The organism is Pseudomonas sp. LB3P25 (genome assembly GCF_054897985.1).
On the sequence record NZ_CM142711.1, the window covers coordinates 3,369,166 to 3,387,807 of the forward strand.

General features: G+C 59.3%; 19 protein-coding genes and 1 pseudogene. 4 read left to right on the plus strand and 16 right to left on the minus strand.

All coding sequences use genetic code 11. The features are described from left to right. The first annotated feature begins 2 nt into the window (after positions 1–2). Positions 3–1,304, plus strand: a complete 1,302-nt coding sequence (locus ACYZTW_RS15245; RefSeq protein WP_462005566.1) for an ATP-binding protein — start codon at positions 3–5, stop codon at positions 1,302–1,304. A gap of 161 nt (positions 1,305–1,465) precedes the next feature. On the opposite strand, the gene pncA is transcribed toward ACYZTW_RS15245, so the two are convergent. The 5 genes from pncA to ACYZTW_RS15270 are packed head-to-tail and all read right to left on the minus strand — an operon-like array spanning position 1,466 to position 4,592. Next, entirely contained in the window at positions 1,466–2,095 is a 630-nt protein-coding gene (gene pncA / locus ACYZTW_RS15250) for a bifunctional nicotinamidase/pyrazinamidase (protein ID WP_462005567.1), read from the minus strand. Between the two features lie 50 nt (positions 2,096–2,145). After that, positions 2,146–2,922: an anti-sigma factor family protein gene (locus ACYZTW_RS15255; RefSeq protein ID WP_462005568.1), complete on the minus strand. Its 777-nt coding sequence runs from the start codon at positions 2,920–2,922 to the stop codon at positions 2,146–2,148. After that, positions 2,919–3,416, minus strand: a complete 498-nt coding sequence (locus ACYZTW_RS15260; protein ID WP_462005763.1) for a sigma-70 family RNA polymerase sigma factor — start codon at positions 3,414–3,416, stop codon at positions 2,919–2,921. The genes ACYZTW_RS15255 and ACYZTW_RS15260 overlap by 4 nt, the downstream gene beginning before the upstream one ends. A gap of 54 nt (positions 3,417–3,470) precedes the next feature. Beyond that, positions 3,471–4,004 carry a tetratricopeptide repeat protein gene (locus ACYZTW_RS15265; RefSeq protein WP_462005569.1) on the minus strand — a complete coding sequence of 178 codons (534 nt, stop codon included), beginning with the start codon at positions 4,002–4,004 and terminating at the stop codon, positions 3,471–3,473. Positions 4,005–4,031: 27 nt separating this feature from the next. Next, entirely contained in the window at positions 4,032–4,592 is a 561-nt protein-coding gene (locus ACYZTW_RS15270; RefSeq protein WP_462005570.1) for a cytochrome b, read from the minus strand. Between the two features lie 137 nt (positions 4,593–4,729). Here ACYZTW_RS15270 and ACYZTW_RS15275 point away from each other — a divergent pair, with 137 nt between their 5' ends. Continuing rightward, the gene (locus ACYZTW_RS15275) at positions 4,730–5,503 is read left to right on the plus strand and encodes a methyltransferase domain-containing protein (RefSeq protein ID WP_462005571.1); all 774 of its coding nucleotides are present in this window, start codon (positions 4,730–4,732) and stop codon (positions 5,501–5,503) included. Positions 5,504–5,628: 125 nt separating this feature from the next. Here ACYZTW_RS15275 and ACYZTW_RS15280 read toward each other — a convergent pair whose 3' ends face one another. From ACYZTW_RS15280 to ACYZTW_RS15295, 4 genes are all read right to left on the minus strand, one after another. Further along, positions 5,629–6,582 carry a D-2-hydroxyacid dehydrogenase family protein gene (locus ACYZTW_RS15280; RefSeq protein WP_462005572.1) on the minus strand — a complete coding sequence of 318 codons (954 nt, stop codon included), beginning with the start codon at positions 6,580–6,582 and terminating at the stop codon, positions 5,629–5,631. Between the two features lie 13 nt (positions 6,583–6,595). Further along, positions 6,596–7,624: an alpha/beta fold hydrolase gene (locus ACYZTW_RS15285; protein WP_462005573.1), complete on the minus strand. Its 1,029-nt coding sequence runs from the start codon at positions 7,622–7,624 to the stop codon at positions 6,596–6,598. 85 nt (positions 7,625–7,709) lie between these two features. Next, positions 7,710–8,144, minus strand: a complete 435-nt coding sequence (locus tag ACYZTW_RS15290; protein WP_415769220.1) for a YqaA family protein — start codon at positions 8,142–8,144, stop codon at positions 7,710–7,712. Continuing rightward, on the minus strand, positions 8,144–8,590 hold the full coding sequence (locus ACYZTW_RS15295) for a DUF411 domain-containing protein (RefSeq protein ID WP_462005574.1): 447 nt from the start codon (positions 8,588–8,590) through the stop codon (positions 8,144–8,146). The genes ACYZTW_RS15290 and ACYZTW_RS15295 overlap by 1 nt, the downstream gene beginning before the upstream one ends. Positions 8,591–8,776: 186 nt before the next feature. Here ACYZTW_RS15295 and ACYZTW_RS15300 point away from each other — a divergent pair. Beyond that, positions 8,777–9,007: pseudogene (locus ACYZTW_RS15300) on the plus strand (hypothetical protein); the annotation flags it as partial. 49 nt (positions 9,008–9,056) lie between these two features. Here the strand turns inward: ACYZTW_RS15300 and ACYZTW_RS15305 are convergent. Then, positions 9,057–10,052: an aldo/keto reductase gene (locus ACYZTW_RS15305; protein WP_462005575.1), complete on the minus strand. Its 996-nt coding sequence runs from the start codon at positions 10,050–10,052 to the stop codon at positions 9,057–9,059. A 118-nt stretch (positions 10,053–10,170) separates the two neighbouring features. Here ACYZTW_RS15305 and ACYZTW_RS15310 point away from each other — a divergent pair, with 118 nt between their 5' ends. After that, complete coding sequence (locus ACYZTW_RS15310) at positions 10,171–11,097, plus strand: LysR family transcriptional regulator (RefSeq protein ID WP_462005576.1); 927 nt, start codon at positions 10,171–10,173, stop codon at positions 11,095–11,097. Here the strand turns inward: ACYZTW_RS15310 and ACYZTW_RS15315 are convergent. The 6 genes from ACYZTW_RS15315 to ACYZTW_RS15340 form a co-directional block, all read right to left on the minus strand. Further along, positions 11,086–12,039, minus strand: coding sequence for a GNAT family N-acetyltransferase (locus tag ACYZTW_RS15315; RefSeq protein ID WP_462005578.1), 954 nt, complete (start codon positions 12,037–12,039; stop codon positions 11,086–11,088). The genes ACYZTW_RS15310 and ACYZTW_RS15315 overlap by 12 nt on opposite strands. Beyond that, a complete protein-coding gene (locus ACYZTW_RS15320) occupies positions 12,039–13,328 on the minus strand; it encodes a phenylacetate--CoA ligase family protein (protein ID WP_462005579.1) in 1,290 nt (429 codons plus the stop codon). Before ACYZTW_RS15320 ends, ACYZTW_RS15315 begins: the two co-directional genes overlap by 1 nt. Positions 13,329–13,394: 66 nt before the next feature. Continuing rightward, positions 13,395–15,797 (minus strand): acyl-CoA reductase, encoded by a 2,403-nt coding sequence (locus tag ACYZTW_RS15325; protein ID WP_462005580.1) that lies wholly within the window; start codon positions 15,795–15,797, stop codon positions 13,395–13,397. A 1-nt stretch (position 15,798) separates the two neighbouring features. Continuing rightward, a complete protein-coding gene (locus tag ACYZTW_RS15330) occupies positions 15,799–16,929 on the minus strand; it encodes a LuxE/PaaK family acyltransferase (RefSeq protein ID WP_462005581.1) in 1,131 nt (376 codons plus the stop codon). Positions 16,930–16,950: 21 nt separating this feature from the next. Continuing rightward, positions 16,951–18,192, minus strand: coding sequence for an MFS transporter (locus ACYZTW_RS15335; RefSeq protein WP_462005582.1), 1,242 nt, complete (start codon positions 18,190–18,192; stop codon positions 16,951–16,953). A gap of 276 nt (positions 18,193–18,468) precedes the next feature. Then, positions 18,469–18,606, minus strand: a complete 138-nt coding sequence (locus tag ACYZTW_RS15340) for a hypothetical protein (protein ID WP_165353291.1) — start codon at positions 18,604–18,606, stop codon at positions 18,469–18,471. Positions 18,607–18,642: the final 36 nt, after the last annotated feature.

Sequence of the window (18,642 nt, forward strand, 5' to 3'; positions counted from 1 at the left end):
CGATGTTCAGAATCCTGTTTCGCCTGTACCTGGTGACCATCGTTTCGTACAGCGCGGCGATCTATCTGGTGCCTGACGTGGTGATCAAAGTCTTCCAGGAGCGCTTTGTCACCTACAACCTCGATTACTCGCGCGGGCTGCAAACCCTCATCGTCAAACAGTTTCATGCGGTGCCTGAGGAACAATGGCCGGCCTTGGCGGCCGAGATGGACAAGGAATTCACGCCGCTGCACATCGTGCTCACCGGTAAAGACGATGCCGATTTCACCCCCGATGAGCGCAAGCGTTTGCAGCGTGGCGAGAACGTCGTACGCATCGGCGACTGGGCCTGGCGCACCCTGGCGGTGGCGCCGCTGAACGAGCGGACCGTGGTGGAAATGGTCGTGCCGCCCGATCCTATGGACGTCAGCCTGTTGTACTGGAGCATCAACGTGCTGATTGGCGCAACGATGCTCGCTTGCCTGTTGCTGTGGCTGCGCCCGCACTGGCGCGACCTGGAACGCCTCAAAGGCACGGCTGAACGTTTCGGCAAGGGCCACTTGAGCGAGCGCACACAGATTTCCAAAAGCTCCAACATCGGCAGCCTGGCCAACGTCTTCGACACCATGGCCGGCGACATCGAGAACCTGCTCAACCAGCAGCGCGACCTGCTCAATGCCGTCTCTCACGAACTGCGCACGCCCCTGACCCGACTGGATTTCGGCCTGGCGCTGGCGTTGTCCGACGATTTGCCAGCGGCCAGTCGCGAACGGCTGCAAGGTCTGATCGCGCACATTCGCGAACTCGATGAGCTGGTGCTGGAGCTGTTGTCCTACAGTCGCCTGCAAAATCCGGCGCGGGTGCCGGAACGGGTCGAAGTATCGCTGGATGAGTTTATCGACAGCATTCTGGGCAGCGTCGATGAGGAACTGGAGTCGCCGGACATCGTTATTGATGTGATGCTTAACGGCCAACTTGAACGCTTTGTTCTCGATCCACGGCTGACCGCTCGCGCCATTCAGAACCTGCTGCGCAATGCCATGCGCTACTGCGAAAAGCGCATTCAGATTGGCGTACAGGTCTGTCCAAAAGGCTGCGAAATCTGGGTCGATGACGACGGCATCGGCATTCCGGATGATGAGCGCGAGCGGATATTCGAACCGTTCTATCGGCTGGATCGCAGCCGAGACCGGGCAACGGGCGGGTTTGGTCTGGGGCTGGCGATCAGTCGGCGGGCGCTGGAAGCCCAAGGCGGCACACTGACCGTGGAACCGTCGCCATTGGGCGGCGCACGGTTCCGTTTGTGGCTGCCCGCCTCAGCCTGACGCACTCTTTGTAGCAGCTGCCGAGCCCGCGAGGCTGCGTTCGAGGACGCAGTCCTCGCCAACCCGGCAGATGCGGTTTTCCTGAAAGAACGGAGTGCCTGATTTTACGGCTGCTTCGCAGCCGAACGCAGCCTCGCGGGCTCGACAGCTGCTACAGGGGGTTAACCTGGCACTTCGGTTGATGGAATCAACCCAACCCCAGCCGCCTGCATCCGCTCGATCGCTGCGGCCAGTGAGCCTTCCAGATCAATCGCCCGACAGGCATCCATCACCACAAATGCGTTAAACCCTGCCGCCCGCGCATCCAGCGCCGAAAACATCACGCAGAAATCCAGCGCCAGCCCGACCAGGTAAACAGTGTCGATGCCGCGTTCTTTCAAATAGCCAGCCAACCCGGTTGTGGTCGTACGGTCCGCTTCCAGAAACGCCGAATAACTGTCGATGTCCGGATTACAGCCCTTGCGGATGATCAGTTGGGCATGAGGCAGGTCCAGTTCCGCGTGGAATTCGGCGCCGGGTGTGGCGCGTACACAATGCTCCGGCCACAGCGTCTGTTCACCGTAAGGCAACTGAATCACGTCATAAGGTTTGCGCCCGGGGTGGCTGGAAGCGAACGAGGCGTGGCCGGCTGGGTGCCAGTCCTGGGCGATGATGACTTGGGTGAACCGGGCGCCGAGGCGGTTGATCAACGGGACGATCAGGTCACCTTCGGGTACCGGCAACTGGCCGCCGGGGATGAAGTCGTTCTGTACGTCGATGACCAGCAAGGCTGTGCGTGAAGAAATCGGCATGGGGAGGTTCCTCCTTGGAAATGAGACACCCAGCATAGTGACAAACGAGATCACGCGCTCAGCCGACTTCTCAACAATTTCGCCATGTCCTCCAGATCCGCCACCGGGTTATGCCCGATCAACATCCAGGCATGTTGCATGTCAGCCCAATAGACAATGTTCATCCCGTGCCGAATCTCATGGGAGAAATGCCGGCTGCCGCTGTTGGAGCGGGTGACACACAGCGCCATGGGGCCGTGCGCCGGGTCCAGGTAGGTGATTTGGGCAATGGCGACGCCGTCGTACTCGAGGATTTGTGCGCGCTTGAACTCGGAGCGTGGCAGGGCCAGTTGCGCCGGCACAAGATTCAGGCCCAGACGTGCATCGATGGTCCGCAGTTGCGCTCGCTGAGCGGCTTCGTCACTGGGCAAGTGGTCCAGGGTTTGCGGCACGTACAGCGACATGTACTCGGCCACCAGCCCGCGCCAGTTGTTAGTTTGCTGACTCAACTGCCAACCGAGAAACAGCCTGTCCGCCACCACGCCACTCACCACCAACCCGGCGGCCGCCGCGAGAAACCAGCGCCGATTCATGGCCGGGCGTTCAGGTGAAGGCAAGGTGTCGAGCATCGATTGCAGGCGGTCCAGGGGCGCCTGTCGACCCAACTCGTCGTAGGCCTCCTTGAACGGCAGGCTGCTGCGGGCTAGCCATTGCAGGCGCAGGTTGAGCGTTGGGTCATCAAGGATGGCCGCGTCGATGCGGGTGCGCTGTTCGCTGTCGAGCTGGTTGTCGAGGTAGGCCACCAGTTGCTCATCCGAGGGTATCGTCGGGCGTGCGCTGTCGTTCATCGACGTTCTCCAGTGGAAGGGTTCGGCACAGTGTGCAATGGCGGATACTCGGCCAGTTTCGCGCGGGCAGCGGCCAGGCGACTCATGACCGTGCCGATGGGTACGTCCAACACGTCGGCCACTTCGCGGTAGGACAAGCCCTCGACGTAGGCGAGAAACACCGTTTCGCGCTGGGCTTCGGGCAGGGCATCAACGCGCCGGATCACCTGAGCCGCGAGGACGTGGGTTTGCGCCGCGTATTCACCGTCGAACGACAAAGCGTTGTCGGCATCCACCAGCCCCTGTCCATGCCGTACCCTTCGTGCGCGGACTTCGTTGAGCCAGATCGAATGCAAAATGCTCAGCAGCCAGCGGTCCATGCGGGTGCCCGGGACAAACTGCCCGGCACGCTCGAGCGCCCGCACGCAGGTGGCCTGCACCAAGTCTTCGGCGACATGCCGTTGCCGGGACAGCAGCAGGCCGTAGCGCCATAAACGCGCCAGATGCTGGCCCAGTTCTGCCCGTATTGCCTGATCGCTGGCGATGGCGACCTCCGTCTGCTCGGTGTGTCAGGTTTTCGATGAATCGTTAATGGCTTCGGCCAGGTCCTGGTATTCCTCGCAGGTGTTGCCGCAGATCGACTTGATCTGCTGTAACTGTTCCTGAGCGAGGTCCAGCCGACCTTTGACCACATACGCTTCGCCGAGGTATTCGCGAACTTGTGCGTAGTGCGGGTCAAGTTTGACCGATTGCAGGTAATAGTTGATGCCTTCGTCGGTGCGCCCCAGTTTACGCGTGGCGTAGCCGCGATAGTTCAACGCCTTGGCGGTGTTTGGCTCTTTGAGGGTGTCGAGCAGGGCCAAGGCTTCTTCGTAGCGACCATCCTTGGCCAGGCGATAAGCGTAATCGGTGCGGTCGGCGTCCGGTACCAGGCTGCTGGTTTGCTTGAGGCATTTTTGCGACCGGGAGTCGAAGACCTGGCCTTTAGGGCAATTGGGTCTTGCGGGGGCGTCATCGCCACCACCATTGGCCAACGCCAGCGAACTGGACAAGGCGACCGCCAGCAGCAACGGGGCGGTTAACACAGCGAAACGGGTGTTCATGGGCGATGCTCCACAGGTTAATTCGTTTCAGTTAGAACCACGCCCCGGCAACATGCGGCGCAACGTGTTATCACGCAGGCTGAAATGGTGAACCAGCGCCATCACAGCGTGCAGCCCGGCCAGAATCACGATGGCCCAGGCTACTTGTTCGTGCAGGCCGCCGAACACCGACTTCATGCTTTTATCGACGGTGATCAACGTTGGGACATCGAACAGGCCGAAAAGGTTGAACGGTTCAGCCTGCGCCCAGCGGAACAGAAAGCCCAACACGATCTGGCTCAGCAGCAAGGCATAGAGCGCCAGGTGCGCGGTTTTCGCCAGAGTGTTCATGACCCCCTGATTGGCGGGCGGCAAACGGCGGCCAGGAAACAGACGCCACAGCAATCGGCCGATGACGATCACCGCCAGCAGGATGCCGCAGGAAATGTGCAACGCCTGCAACTCCTTGCGTAGCGGCGTGCCCTTGGCCAGTTGCTCCCAGATCTGCGCGCTGGCGAACAGGCCAATCACCAGCAACGCGGTCAGCCAGTGCAGGCTCATGGTCAGACGGTCGTAACGTGTCGGCGAGTTCAGGTTCGGGTTGTTCATTGGCAATTCTCATGGGGGATGAAAGGTGAACACCACAGGGTGAACAATTATTCATTTCTTTCTGGCGGTCTGTGCAAGGAAAGCTCAAATCGAGGCGCTATGCTCGACAGCATTCGTAGTCGATCTGGAGCACTGCCATGAAAGATCAGGTCCATCACTCGGCGGCCGCCGGCTATAAAACCGGCGCTGATACCTACGTTCGCGGTCGTCCGGATTATCCGCCGCCAGTGGCCGATTGGCTGACCGCCACGCTCGGTTTGAACGCGGATAAAGCGGTGATTGATCTGGGCGCCGGCACTGGCAAGTTCACCGGTCGGCTGGTGGCGACCGGCGCGCAAGTGATTGCGGTGGAGCCAGTGGCGCAGATGCTCGAGAAATTGTCCGAAGCCTTCCCTGAGGTGCTGGCCGTCAGCGGCACCGCCATGGATCTGTCGCTGCCGGATGCTTCGGTGGACGTGGTGATCTGCGCCCAAGCTTTTCACTGGTTTGCCAGCACCGAAGCACTGACCGAAATTGCCCGTGTACTCAAACCCGGCGGCAAGCTGGGGCTGGTGTGGAACCTGCGCGATTCCCGAGTGAGTTGGGTGCCGAAACTGGATGCGATCGTCAATGCGCTGGAGGGCGATACCCCGCGCTATTACACCGGGGCCTGGCGCCGGGCGTTTCCGCATCCGGCGTTCGGACCGCTCAAGGAGCAGCGCTTCAGCCATGGGCATACAGGCTCGCCGGAAGATGTGATTTTCAACCGCGTGCGCTCCACCAGTTTTGTTGCGGCCTCGTCGGCGGTGGAGCGGGCGAGGGTTGATGAGCAATTGAGAGCGCTGATTGCCGCCGAGCCCGAACTCCGTGGAAAAGACCTGGTGACGGTGCCCTATGAGACGGCGGCGTTTGTGGCGGTGAAGGGCAGTTAGATCGGTGGTGAGACCAATCGCGAGCAGGCTCGCTCCCACACTGGATTTTGGCCGGACACAAAACCTGTGGCCACTGAACATCTACTGTGGGAGCGAGCCTGCTCGCGATGAACGATGACTCGGTATCAGCTTAGTAGGCGAATCGGTTTTCCTGCAGACCAGGCTTGAATGTCCTCGATCATCTGCGAGAAAAACTGGTGATAGTTCTGCTGGCTGACATACCCGACGTGGGGCGTGGCCAGCACATTGTCCAGGGTTCTGAACGGATGATGACGGGGCAAGGGCTCCTGCTCGAAGACGTCCAGCGCAGCGCCGGCCAGTCGCTGTTTTTGCAGCGCCTTGATCAACGCCGCTTCATCGACGATCGGCCCACGCGCAGTGTTGACCAGCAGCGCCGTGGGCTTCATCCAGTCCAGCGCCTGGGCATTCACCAAACCTCGGCTACGATCGCTGAGCACCAGATGGATCGACAGCACATCGGCCTGTTCGAACAGTTCCTGTTTGCTGACGTAGGTCACGCCGACTTCGGCTGCACGTTCGGCGGTCAGGTTCTCGCTCCAGGCAATCACCCGCATGCCGAACACCTGACCGAACTGGGCAACGCGTTGGCCGATGCTGCCCAGACCCAGGATCGCCAGGGTCTTGCCGTGCAGGTCGCCACCCAGGCTTTGCTGCCATAAACCTGCGCGCAGGGCGTTGGCTTCGGCCACCAGGTTGCGGGTCGCCGCCATGATCAGCGCCCAGGTCAGTTCCGGTGCGGCGTGCTTGTAGCTGTCGGTGCCACAGACCTGAATGCCCAGCGCAGCGGCGGCTTTCAGGTCCAGGGCGGCGTTGCGCATGCTGCCGGTGGTCAGCAGCTTGAGTTTCGGTAAGCGCCGCAGCAGGTCCTCATCGAACCGGGTGCGCTCGCGCATCACGCAGATCACCTCGAACTCGCCCAACCGTGCCGCCAGGGTTTCGTTGTCGGCAGGGTAGTCATGGATGAAGTTCACCTGACCGATGTTATCCAGCACCGACCAGTCCACCACGTCACGGGCCACGTCCTGCCAGTCATCAATCACCGCAATCTGCACAGCCATCAGCCTTACCTCATCAATGAACGGGGTTGGTTTTGTTCAGCCAAGCGAGCAGCGCCTGGTGGAATTGCGCCGGTTCTTCCATTTGCGGAGCGTGGCCCATGCCGGGGAATTCGACCAGCGTCGACCGGGGAATCAGTTTCGCCACCTGCTTGCCGAGCACGTCGTAGTGACCGATTTTCGCCTTGACCTCGGGCGGTGCAATGTCGCTGCCGATGGCCGTGGTGTCGGACGTACCAATCAGCAGCAGGGTCGGCATCTTCAGGTCCTTGAACTCGTAGTACACCGGTTGGGTGAAGATCATGTCGTAGATCAGCGCCGAATTCCACGCCACCTGTGTATGCCCCGGTCCTTTGTTCAGCCCGGCGAGCATGTCTACCCAACGATCGAATTCCGGCTTCCAGCGGCCGCCGTAATAGGTGTTGCGTTCATAGGTGCGGATGCCATCGGCCGTCAGTTTGAGCTCGCGTTCGTACCATTGATCAACCGTGCGATAGGGCACGCCGAGGGCTTTCCAGTCTTCCAGGCCGATGGGGTTGACCAGTGCCAGTTGTTCGACTTGATCGGGGTATTGCAGCGCATAGCGAGTGGCGAGCATGCCGCCGGTGGAATGTCCGAGAACACTGGCCTTCTGAATGCCCAGGGCCTTGAGCAGTTGCTGGGTGTTGGTCGCCAACTGCTGGAAGCTGTACTGATAATGGTCGGGCTTACTGGAGGTACAGAAACCGATCTGATCCGGGGCGATGACACGGTAACCGGCCTCACTCAGGGCCTTGATAGAACTGTCCCAGGTGGCACCGCAGAAATTCTTGCCGTGCATCAGCACCACGCTGCGTCCATTGGCCTTGCCGTGGGCGGCGACATCCATGTAACCCATTTGCAGGGATTTGCCCTGGGACTCAAAGGCGAAATGCTTGACCGTGTAGGGGTACTCGAAACCTTGCAGCTCCGGGCCATATTCCGGGCCTTCGGCGTGGGCGATGACAGGCAATGCAGCGGTCAGCAGCAGCAGGCCGGGCAGCCAGCGGGAGCGGGTGAGGGACATGGGTGAACTCCATTGGAAATCGGCCGATGCTGGATCGGCATGATTAGGGCGACATTAAACACAGGCAATCGCCGTGGATAATCGTTCAACCCATCCAGCCCAATGTGGCCATGGCCAACACACCATAACGGGCGCCTTTGGCGAGGGTCACGATCAGCAGGAATCGCCCCAGCGGCTCGCGCATCACGCCGGCCACCAGGGTCAGCGGATCACCGATCACAGGCACCCAACTCAGCAGCAACGACCAATGACCATAGCGCTGATAATGGACTCGGGCTTTTTCCAGATGGCGCGGGCTGACCGGAAACCAGCGCCGATCACGAAACCGCTCGATACCGCGCCCCAGCCACCAGTTCAGCAGTGACCCCAGAACATTGCCCAATGTCGCCACGGCGAGCAGCGACCAGAGCCAATACTTGCCGCTGAGCAACAGCCCCACCAACACCGCTTCGGACTGCAAGGGCAGCAGCGTCGCGGCACCGAATGCCGCAAAGAACAGCCCGATGTACGCACCGAACATCAATGGGCGGGGTAGTCCGCCACCACCACGTCAGAGCCATCCTTTTTCAGGCCGATCACTTGATACGCATCGCTCATGCCGTCCATTTCCATGCCGGGTGAACCCATGGGCATGCCGGGGGCGGCAACGCCCAACAGATCGTCGCGCTTGCTCAAGGCCAGCACCTGATCGGCGGGAACATGACCTTCAACGAATTTGCCGTTGATCAAGCCTGTGTGGCACGACGCCAGACGCGGAGGCACGCCGTGCTGTTGCTTGAATTCGCTCATGTTGGCTTCGACGTGATCGTCGACTTTGAAACCGTTGGCTTCCAGATGGCTGATCCATTTTTTGCAGCAACCGCAATTGGCATCGCGGTGAACCTCGATCGGGATCAGGTCGGCGGCCTGGGCCAGGGAGGAAATGAACAGGGCGCTCAGGGCGACCAGACGCAGGTGGGTTCGCATGGGGATCTCGTCTCGGGTTGCGGCCAAAAAAATGCATTCTGACCATTTTTAGCGGCCAGACATTCAAGGTGTGTTTCGAAGTAATACAAAACTGGGCAGCTCGATCATCGTAGGTCAAAGCTGTCAGTCAGATGAGGCGCACATTACAAGATTGTCAGGTTGGACGCTGAGTGCCCGGACGGCACCTTTGACCGGTTTGGGATACAGAAAGACCCGGATGCGAAATTCAACGCGTTAGAGTATTTCGCCACCCAACTGGACACCATTCAAAACAACAGTATCAAGGGTGACAAGTACGCCGTGGGCCTGATCCCGGAATACAAAATGGCGATCTACGTACTGCAGAATCTACAAACTTACGGCAAGGGTAACGGCACGACCGTCCCTACCGACAAGGGCGTCAGTTCCAAGGCATGACGTCCGGTCGTCCTGGCCCATTCAACCTGTCGAATGGGCCAGGCGTCGGTTACCGGTCAAGCAGCTTCATGACTTCCTCCGGGTAACGTAAACCTGCGGTGGCATTGGCCGGGAATATCGCTTCCAGCGCTTGCAAGTCTTCGCCGCTGAGCTTCACATCCAGCGCGGCCACATTCTCTTCCAGGTATTTACGTTGTTTGGTCCCCGGAATCGGGATCACGTAATCGCCCTGAGCCAGTACCCACGCGAGCGCCAGTTGGCCAGCGGTCACGCCTTTTTCGGCGGCCAGATCCTGCACTTGCTGCACCAACAACAGATTCTTCGCGAAGTTCTCTCCTTGAAACCGCGGGCTGAAGCGCCGGTAGTCGTCTGCCGCGAAATCATCAGGATTTTTCAGCGCTCCGGTGAGAAAGCCACGGCCCAAAGGGCTGTAAGGGACGAAGGCAATTCCCAGGCGCTGACACGCAGCCAGACAACCGTTTTCTTCCTGATCACGACTCCACAACGAATACTCGCTCTGCAGCGCACTGATCGGATGAACCTTGTGTGCCCGCTCAAGCGTTGCGACCGAGGCCTCGCTCAAACCCAGGTACCGAACCTTGCCAGCTTTCACCAGTTCGGCCATGGCGCCGATGGTCTCCTCGATGGCCACCTGCGGATCGATACGGTGCTGGTAGTACAAATCCAGGGTCTCGACACCGAGGCGCTTGAGGGTGCCGTCGATAGAGGCGCGAATGTAGTCCGGTCGACCGTTGACGCCTCGCGCAACCGGATTGGCCGGGTCGCGGACGATGCCGAATTTGCTGGCCAGAAACACCTGATCGCGCTTGCCGGTGATGGCTTTGCCGATCAGTTCTTCGTTGGTGTGCGGGCCATACATGTCAGCGGTGTCGAGCAGGTTGATCCCCAGCTCCAGCGCGCGGTGCAGAGTGGCCGTGGCTTCGCGGGTGTCCACGCCAGTCGTGTAGAAATCGGTCATGCCCATGCAGCCCAGACCGATCGCGCTCACTAGTGGACCGTTTTTGCCCAGTTGACGTGTTTGCATGAAATCAGCTCCTTGTGAATGTGAAGTCCATTGTTGTCCTCGACAGAAACAAGATAAACCGGCTAAAACTGCTATCACTGTTCACAATTTCTAAATAATCAGCCGGTAAGCCAAAGCAATGGACCGTTTTAACGCGATGCGCGTGTTCACCCGAATCGTCGAGCTGGGCGGCTTCGCCAAGGCGGCGGACAGCCTGCAATTGCCCCGTGCTTCAGTGACCATCCTGATCAAGCAGCTGGAGGCGCATCTCGGTGTGCAACTGCTGCAACGCACGACACGGCAGATCGGCCTGACGCTCGACGGTGCGGCCTATTACCCTCGTTGCGTGCGGTTGCTGGCGGACCTGGAGGAAACCGAAGCGGTGTTCAGCGCTGCACGCAATAACCCCAAGGGGCTGTTGCGAGTGGACATGCCGGCAGGTGTGGGGCGCTTGATGGTGATCCCGGCATTGCCGCAATTTACTGCCCGGTATCCCTTGATCGAGCTGGAAATCGGTTTGAATGACCGGCCTGTCGACCTGATTCGCGAAGGCGTCGATTGCGTGCTGCGGGGCGGCGACTCACTGGACGATTCACTGGTGGCGCGGCCGTTGGCCATGCTGGACCAGGTCACGTGTGCCAGCCCCGACTATTTGAAGCGATACGGAACGCCTCAGTGTCTGGCTGACCTGGAAGGCCATCAGATGGTGGAGTATTTCTCCAGCAGCAACGGCAAGCGTTATGGGCTGGAGTTCATGGTCAATGATCAGGTTCAGGCCATTAATCTACCCAAGCAAGTCTCGGTCAACAGCGCCGATGGTTACCTGGCCGCTTGTGAGGCGGGGTATGGTCTGGTCCAGACCCCGTATTACCACGTAGCCCGCCAGCTGAGCGAAGGCCGTTTGTGTGAAGTCCTCAGGACGGTGCCGACACCGGGGATGCCGCTGACGGCGCTCTACCCTCCACACCGCCAGTTGTCCCGGCGGGTGAGGGTGTTTGTCGACTGGTTGGTGGAGCTTTGCGCGCAGCCGGGCAATGATTTTTATCGAAAAGACTCAAGCGGCTGAGCGCGCTTTGTTCGGCGCTTCGGCGCTACTGTGCGTGTTGGCGATTTGCTGTAAGTCGTCATGCAACTGTTGCATGTGCGGGCACTGCAGGGTGAGGTGCCGAGCGTGCGCCCCTCGATGAAACAGTGCGAACCACCCATTACTGTTGGGTGTAGGCATCAGCCCGGTAAAGGCGAAGCCAAGGGTTGCCAAATTGCGCAAGTCCCCGGAAAAGTGCCGTGACAACTGAAGTTTGGCCGAGATGAGCCAGTGCCTGGGCAATTGCCTGATCTGGTCAAGCAGACGTTTGGTCAAACGCTGAATGAGCATGTCGAATCTTTGATGGTGTTGCTTGAGTTGCAAGGGCAGAGAAGACATCGGCGTCGTGTCCGAATGAGTCCCGAACACAGAACACAAGTGCTGCATAACCCCCCGGCAGCTGTCAGGCCATGGGATGTCCGGGAGCGGACGCGTATGTCCTTCGACTACATAACAACCCATCACGATGGTTTCCGGCAGCGGTTCAGCGAAGGGCGAAGGAACGTAGTCGGGTAGCAAACCCGTGCTGTGGAAGCCAATGTTTGCTGCCATGCGTTGCGTGTAGGGATGGTGGGTCACTTGTTTGATCGAGATGCCCTTGAATCCCATGGAACTTGACCGCGACAGTAGCTCCCGTCCCAGGCGGGTCGCGATACTCTGGCCCTGCGCGGCGGGATGTACCACGCTCAGGGCCAGTTCTGTGGTATCCGAAGGCGTGTCGTGGCACAACGCTGCATGGCCCAGAACGCGTACGCCGTCCACCGCCAGCATCGACTTCCAGCGCCCCTCGGCATTGTGCTGATTGATCATGTTCGGCAGGTAAACGTCTGGCTGAACGTAATGATCGCCATAGACCTCGCGAAACAACTGGCTCACGGCACGGGCGTCGGATGGCCGATAGGGTCGAAAAATCAAATGCGGCATCACGCAGGCTCCGGCGACGGTGCGTCATACACGCGCAAGTCCAGGACCCGCAGTTGTTTGCCGGAGCGTGGGTGAAGCTTCAGGGCTGTGACATCGCAGGACAGCACTCGCAGCTCCAACAGACCCTCGCGGCTCAGTTCCTCGATGGCGCGATAGTGTTCAACCAGCGCCTCGTACAGCGCCCGGCACACCGGTACGGTGGCCATGGATTGAGCCGAGGGCACCCACTTCACACTCAAAATATCTTTGTATCCATCATGTTCGATCAGCAATTGCCATTGGTCGTTGTGGGCAATGCGCTGGACGATCTCGTGGATATCGTCGATCAACAGCGACAGCACGCCCACCCGTACTCGCTGGCTGTGCGCGCTACGTCCCTTGAGGGCGAATTTACGCCTTGGGGTTGCGCCGGGTTCGCGCCAGCACGCGCGATCGCCCACTGGATAACGCAGCAGCGGCATGAGTCGGCGAGTCAGATTGGTCAGCACCAACAATCCGGTGCTATCGCATTCATCGATGACTTCACCGGTGAGTTCATCGACGATTTCCAGCACGGTGTGTGGTTCAAACACCCGATGCTCGCCCAAGGCGCAGTCGCGGTCGCTGGCCCCGATAAGGCCGGCGTCTACACTGGCGTAGCCAATGGAAGCAACGCGCACGTTGGGAAACACGTCGGTGAGGATTGCCAACTGCGGGGCAAACAGGCTTTCGCCGCCATACAGCAACGTATCAACCCCGCACAGTACTCGCCGATGCTGGTTCAGGTAGGCAGCGAATCGCAGCAGCTGTGCCGGTACGCCGACCAGCACGTTGATCCGATGCTGATCAATCGCATCGGCCAATACATCCAGCTCGACTTGCCCGGTAAACGGAAACTCGCAAATGGATCGCCTGACGTGCGCCAGTGAGTCGTGGATGAACAGAAAACTGGCGTAAAGATCGCCGGAAAAAAACAGATTGGCGACACGGTCGCCGTCGTTCAGTTGAGAGGAGAAGCTTTCTCCAAACGTACTGACCAGTACTTGCCATTCGCTGTAGGTGTAAACGGCCAGTTTGCCTTGGCTGGTCGATCCACCGGTTTTAAACACCAGCGCATCGTCGACATTTCCGGTCAGGACCGGCCAGTGACTCAAGTCATTGCTGTCAGCCCAATAGTCCACCACGTTGGTGAGCGGTAGATCTTGTAACGTAATGCCCTGCGGCGGTAAGTGTTCCAGTTGTTTGCTGTAGAAGTTTGAATGTTGTCGTATATAAGGCAGTAGGTGTTCGAGCGAATAAGTTGTTTTCACTGGGTTCTCTTTTTATATTGGGCGTCTTGATGGTTAAAAGCACACTGTGAGTAGTTAGCGATATTTTTATGTTCTTTTATCAATAACCAAAGGTGTTTTGCCGCTGTGTTTGTTTCGAAATAACGTTTGCTCCGTGCACGCTTGAACGTCGACAGTTAACAGTTTGGCGTTTACGGCATTGGCCAGCGCTGCATGACTCAGTAATGCGTTGCGGACCTGGTTGGCGTCTGCATCCGTCAGCACTGTCAGCCGCTCGACGCCATCAGGGGTGTGGTCCAGAACAATCTGAATGGGCGCGCCGACGCTATCCTGCAAAGCCGAAGGCGAAATGAACTCCGTGCCCATTCGTATCAGCTTGCCGTGGCGCTGGAGCAGTTCGAATCGGGGTGAATCCAGCCCGCACGGACAGGTTCCGGGTATCCAGCGACCGGTGTCTCCAACGTCATACCGGCGCACGGCTTGGCCTTCTCGTGCTCGTGAAGTAAACAGCAGGCGACCGACCTCATTGGCCTGAACCGGTTCATCCTGTTCGATCTGCACAATTTCCAGATGCTGGGTATCGCACATCAAGTGAAACACCCCGTTCGCGGTGGCTGTGCACGCATGCCCCAAGGGGCCGGCGTCGACGGAGCCATAGATCGCCGAGCGGATCATCGAGACCCCACAGCTTTCCATCAGGCCAAGGCTGGTTTGGCCCGGATGTTCGCCGCCGAGGAACACTTTGCCGATACCTGCGTACGCGCGGAGCCGGGTCTGCTCGTTGAAAAACAGACGATGCAAGGTGCTCGGCATGCCAATCAGCACGGTGACTCGCTGGTCGACGATCAGTTGGGCGATTTCGCTGAAGTCATTGTCCTGGGGCGCACCCATGGGGAAATGTGTGACGCCCATCTGTTCCAGTATTTTGGTAAAACTGAGGAATCCTCCGTACAGGCTGCCACCGTAAAACAGGTTCATGACCCGGTCCTGTGAAGGATCGAGCCCGGCGGCGAACAGGCCGTCGGCCGCTGCGCGCATCTGCCGTTGAAAGTCGCGATAGCTGAAACCGGCGAGGGCCGGAGTGCCGCTGCTTCCTCCAGAGCGAAAATGCAATTGCGCCGCGGCGCCCATCGGTTGGGTCGTGAAGGCGTTTTTGTCCATGATCGGCGCATGGGCGGTGTCAGGGGCGGGCGGGACCGGGTCGAGCGTTGCCCGGCCAGGCAAAACATTCGGCGGCAGACTCACTGAGAGGCGGCGACTCAGACGCGCCAGCGCGTAGACGCCATCATGGGGCTCACCGGCGTAGCCGTCATGAATCCCCGCGCAAGGCGCTATACGGGTGACGCCGGCGTTGACCAGCGCTCGAGCAAGGCCTGGCGTTTCTGCCGCAGAGCAAATCAGCGCGCAACTTTGCAGGACCGTGCGCCAGGGCAACAGCGTCTCGGCGATCAAGTGTTGCGGTACGGGCTTGAGCAGCACCGTACGAAACAGCGGCGACGGTGCGAGCGTCTGATGGTGTTCCCAGATGATCCGCCATCCGTGGCCGGCCCAGACCTGGCCGGTCTGGTTCGCAAAACAATAATCCAGTTGCGCCATGGCGGTGCGGGTGGTGATCTCGCAAGCCTCTTGGTCCGTGGGCACCAGCGCCGGCCAGTGCGACGCGCGACGTTTGAAGGCTTCGCTCAAACGCTCTCCCAGGTCCTGCAGGATGGCCGGGTCGTTGCTGTCTACCAGCAGCCATTGCGGACTGGAGCACGCTTGCTGATCCAGACTGCACACCTCATCCACCAATGCATCCAGCGTCGAGGGATCCGCGGCGTCAGGCGACAGATAGGCGAAACTGATCCTGTGCCCCCAATCGATCCAGCGACATCCGGCGGGGATCTGCTGACGAATCGCTTTGAGTGCCTTTTCGCCGCCCCAGGCTGACACGCCATCGGCTTGAGCGCAGAGTTCAGCTATCCGGGAAGTGCCCACGGGCAGCACCGCGACGAATTCGGCAAGCCTGCCGCTGGTGTCGCAGTGCACAAGGGAGGCCAGCAATTGCGCGGTCAAACCCGCATCGCTGGCGCTGGGGCGTAGCCAGTTAATGTTACCGGCCAGCAGGCTTTCGAGAACCGCGCAGAACGCCAGCATCGGCGCATTGCCCGGCGTCACATGCACCACCAGCCCCAAGGGGTGCCAGCTTTCAAAGTGCGGCTGCGGGTAGTCGATACGCCTCAGCGAACGGGGTTGCGAGCCCAGTTCCCGCTCAAGTTTCGTGCTCAGGTTGCCGCGCTGGCAGAACTCGATAAGTCCCTGACATTGATCATCGTCGAGGGGCAGGTTCAGGCTGCGGGTCTGTAATTGCGTGGCGAAACGAGCCGCGGCCTCAATGACTGAGTCGCTGTCGATCGGTGCAGAAAGCAACCTGGGCAATTGTTTGTGAAGGCGGTCGAGGGCGCTTTCCGGGGTGACGTCGTCACGCAGTTGGCCATTGATGAGGTACATATCAAGCCCCTCCGAGCAGTTCTGAGGCCGCCATTGCGCAGCTGCGACTGGCGGTGGTGCCGGCACGACCGTGCAGTTCGAACCAATCAGTCGTCAGGCCGCATCCGCAGCTTGCAGCAGGGTGTAATGTCGCCAGATCGCCCATGACCACTGCGTGAGCAGGGCTTGACGAAATGTACGGGGAAACGAATTCCAGCAAGCCGCGCTGGCCGTATGGCTGGACCGTGAAATCAGATGGGTTGCGCACGAAAACCTTCGAGTAAACGGGTGCATGAAAATGATGGTGAGCACATTGGATATAGGGCACGGCATGCTCGACGGCGCCGTAGCCATCCCGACAGCGAGACAGGTCGATGCCCAGTTGCCGGTTGATTCGGGCATACAGCTCAATCAGGGGAATCTCCTGAGCTGCCTGGGTTTTCCAGCCGCCTCCCAGAAACACCAATGACTGGGCGGGTAGCTTGAGATTCGGTGCAGTGGTGTTTTCCATGTGCTGTAGCGCATGGGAAAGGAACGCAGGAAATCCGAGAATCCGCACGGGTAAGCCCTCGTCGGCAAACTCCTGCAAGGCGCGAACCACACCAAACAGGTCGAACTCGTGACCGTTACCGGTCAGGCGCAATCCGTAGACGACTCGGTTGACGGGTGCATAGCTGCAGAGAAACTGGTCGGTGTAAGCGGTGCCCAAGGTGATGGCAGCCTCGGGCTCGTAACTCAGGAGCAAGTAATTACAGGGGCTGTCCGGCGTATCCCAGCCGTAGTGCCGGAAGATGTGGCTCACCATGCCTTGGGCCGCCGCCATGCTGCGGGGGTCATAGCGCATGCGACTCTTCTGGCCGCTGGTGCCGGACGATGTCAGCTCCAGCGCGCCTTCGCCGGTGGGACCGAACAACAAGTGCCGTTTGAAATAGTTGGCGAAAATCGGTGGCAACCTGGACCAGTCATCCAGTGTCTCCAGGTCCTTTGCATCGAGCCCGTTGGCGTTTAGCCAGCGCTCGTAACCAGGCGTGTGGTGACAATGAAACAGGCTGATTTCCCCCGTCGCCTGGTCGAACAGACCCTCGGGTACGGAGTTCAGGCAATAGGGTTGCGTTAACGCGCAGAGCGCATCGGTGTGGGGTAAATGGATCATCAAAAGACCTACTGTGTGGTGTCAGACGGCAAGCGCGATGTGAGAACGCCGCAGAAACAGACTTAGGGGCGCCAGGCACAGAAGCCCCGCAAGACCCGCCATCAGGGCGAAGGATTCGTGGCTGTCACCGGCGCCGGCCGCCGCAATCATTGAGCCGCCGCCGCCCATGACGGCGATCGAGATCATGCCGATCATGGCCGAGACCAGACCTTTGCTGTCGTCGCTTGCAAACAGTGCAAGCCGGTACAGCGCGGCATTGCTCATGCCAAGCCCAACGGCGTAAAGCGCCAGGCAGCTGATCAGTACGACCGTCGAAGCGCCGTAGACGCTGATGGCGACTAACGCGATGAGCCCGCCGCAAAACGGCCAAAGCGCGTAGCGAATCAGGTGTGGCAGTTCAGTGTTGGCAATCAGTCGGTTGAGGATCAGATTGCCGAGAATGACTGCCGCAAACACCGGGATTTGCCACAGGCCGTAGTGCAGCGTTGAAAGCCCCTGGTTGTGGATCAACAAGAGCGGCGCCAGCCCGATCCAGGCAATCAATGGCAAGCTCATCACGCCCAGCGCGACGGCGGCGCAAAGGAATCGCGGGTTAGTCAGCAGCGCAGCATAGCGGCGCACGGTGCCGTGCCATTCAAAGCGCACGGCTTCCAGTCGCTGACCGTCGTGGCGCAGGGTGCCCACGGTTTCCGGCATGAACAGGTAAAGCCCGAGCCAGACCATCACGCCGCCGATACCCAGCAGTAAAAACAGCTCCCGCCAGGACAGCCATTCCAGCAGTAGACTGCCGAGTAACGGCCCCAGAAGCGGGGAGAGCAACGCAACGTTACCCAGCAACGCCATGATTTTGACCGCGTCGGCTTCGCAGAACACTTCCTGCAGGGCTGGGTAGCTGACCGCGATGACAAACCCCAACCCCATGCCCTGAATGAGTCGCAAGCCGTTGAACGCATAGATACTTTGTACGTTGAACGCGGCGGCGCAGGCCAGGGCAAATACTGCACAACCGACGAGCAACATCCGGCGGCGGCCGAAGTGATCAGACAGCGGGCCAATCAGCCATTGCAGAAGAATGCCTCCGGCCAGATAAAGATTGAAGGCGTAGGGGACATGGTCGGGGCTGGCATCCAGTTGTCGGGTGACGGTCAACATGGCCGGCATGATCATGTCGCTGGCCATATAGGTCAGCAGTTCAAAAAAAGTGATTGCAAGGCAAAAGCCAAACAAATGGTGGGGGCTGATATTGATTAAAGGCTTGTGCATGGCATCCCTGTTCTTTGCTCAAAAGTTAATAACGGGTTTTATTGCGATGCGCCGAGAGTAATCATCGAATATCAATAGCTCAATTGGACGATTAAGACCGAAAGCTTCAATGGTTATCGCTATGTGTCGATGTGCACAGGGAAGGAAATCAGAAGTGAATGCGCATGTACGAAAAATGCCCGCGACGGGGCGGGCATTTGTTCAGTAGTTATTGGGTGGGTTATTTGTCTTACGAATGAATGTTCAATTATTCACGCTTTATGGCCCAACTAGCCGTTATCGATGTTGGTAATAACCCGGTCCGCCACGGTCGTAATGGTGGCCGCCGTGCCAGCCGCCGTGGGGGAAAATGATGCAGCCGCTCAGGGACAGTATGGCAAGCAGCGGAATCAGCAGTGTGATTCGACGGAACATTTCAAAATCCTCATGGTTATCGCCACTATGAAGCCA

Bases quoted from the DNA above. Each gene is read 5' to 3' on its own strand.
- ACYZTW_RS15245 (WP_462005566.1), top strand. From the start codon at position 3: ATGTTCAGAATCCTGTTTCGCCTGTACCTGGTGACCATCGTTTCGTAC.
- pncA (WP_462005567.1), bottom strand. From the start codon at position 2,095: ATGCCGATTTCTTCACGCACAGCCTTGCTGGTCATCGACGTACAGAAC.
- ACYZTW_RS15255 (WP_462005568.1), bottom strand. From the start codon at position 2,922: ATGAACGACAGCGCACGCCCGACGATACCCTCGGATGAGCAACTGGTG.
- ACYZTW_RS15265 (WP_462005569.1), bottom strand. From the start codon at position 4,004: ATGAACACCCGTTTCGCTGTGTTAACCGCCCCGTTGCTGCTGGCGGTC.
- ACYZTW_RS15270 (WP_462005570.1), bottom strand. From the start codon at position 4,592: ATGAACAACCCGAACCTGAACTCGCCGACACGTTACGACCGTCTGACC.
- ACYZTW_RS15275 (WP_462005571.1), top strand. From the start codon at position 4,730: ATGAAAGATCAGGTCCATCACTCGGCGGCCGCCGGCTATAAAACCGGC.
- ACYZTW_RS15280 (WP_462005572.1), bottom strand. From the start codon at position 6,582: ATGGCTGTGCAGATTGCGGTGATTGATGACTGGCAGGACGTGGCCCGT.
- ACYZTW_RS15285 (WP_462005573.1), bottom strand. From the start codon at position 7,624: ATGTCCCTCACCCGCTCCCGCTGGCTGCCCGGCCTGCTGCTGCTGACC.
- ACYZTW_RS15290 (WP_415769220.1), bottom strand. From the start codon at position 8,144: ATGTTCGGTGCGTACATCGGGCTGTTCTTTGCGGCATTCGGTGCCGCG.
- ACYZTW_RS15295 (WP_462005574.1), bottom strand. From the start codon at position 8,590: ATGCGAACCCACCTGCGTCTGGTCGCCCTGAGCGCCCTGTTCATTTCC.
- ACYZTW_RS15305 (WP_462005575.1), bottom strand. From the start codon at position 10,052: ATGCAAACACGTCAACTGGGCAAAAACGGTCCACTAGTGAGCGCGATC.
- ACYZTW_RS15310 (WP_462005576.1), top strand. From the start codon at position 10,171: ATGGACCGTTTTAACGCGATGCGCGTGTTCACCCGAATCGTCGAGCTG.
- ACYZTW_RS15315 (WP_462005578.1), bottom strand. From the start codon at position 12,039: ATGCCGCATTTGATTTTTCGACCCTATCGGCCATCCGACGCCCGTGCC.
- ACYZTW_RS15325 (WP_462005580.1), bottom strand. From the start codon at position 15,797: ATGTACCTCATCAATGGCCAACTGCGTGACGACGTCACCCCGGAAAGC.
- ACYZTW_RS15330 (WP_462005581.1), bottom strand. From the start codon at position 16,929: ATGATCCATTTACCCCACACCGATGCGCTCTGCGCGTTAACGCAACCC.
- ACYZTW_RS15335 (WP_462005582.1), bottom strand. From the start codon at position 18,192: ATGCACAAGCCTTTAATCAATATCAGCCCCCACCATTTGTTTGGCTTT.
- ACYZTW_RS15340 (WP_165353291.1), bottom strand. From the start codon at position 18,606: ATGTTCCGTCGAATCACACTGCTGATTCCGCTGCTTGCCATACTGTCC.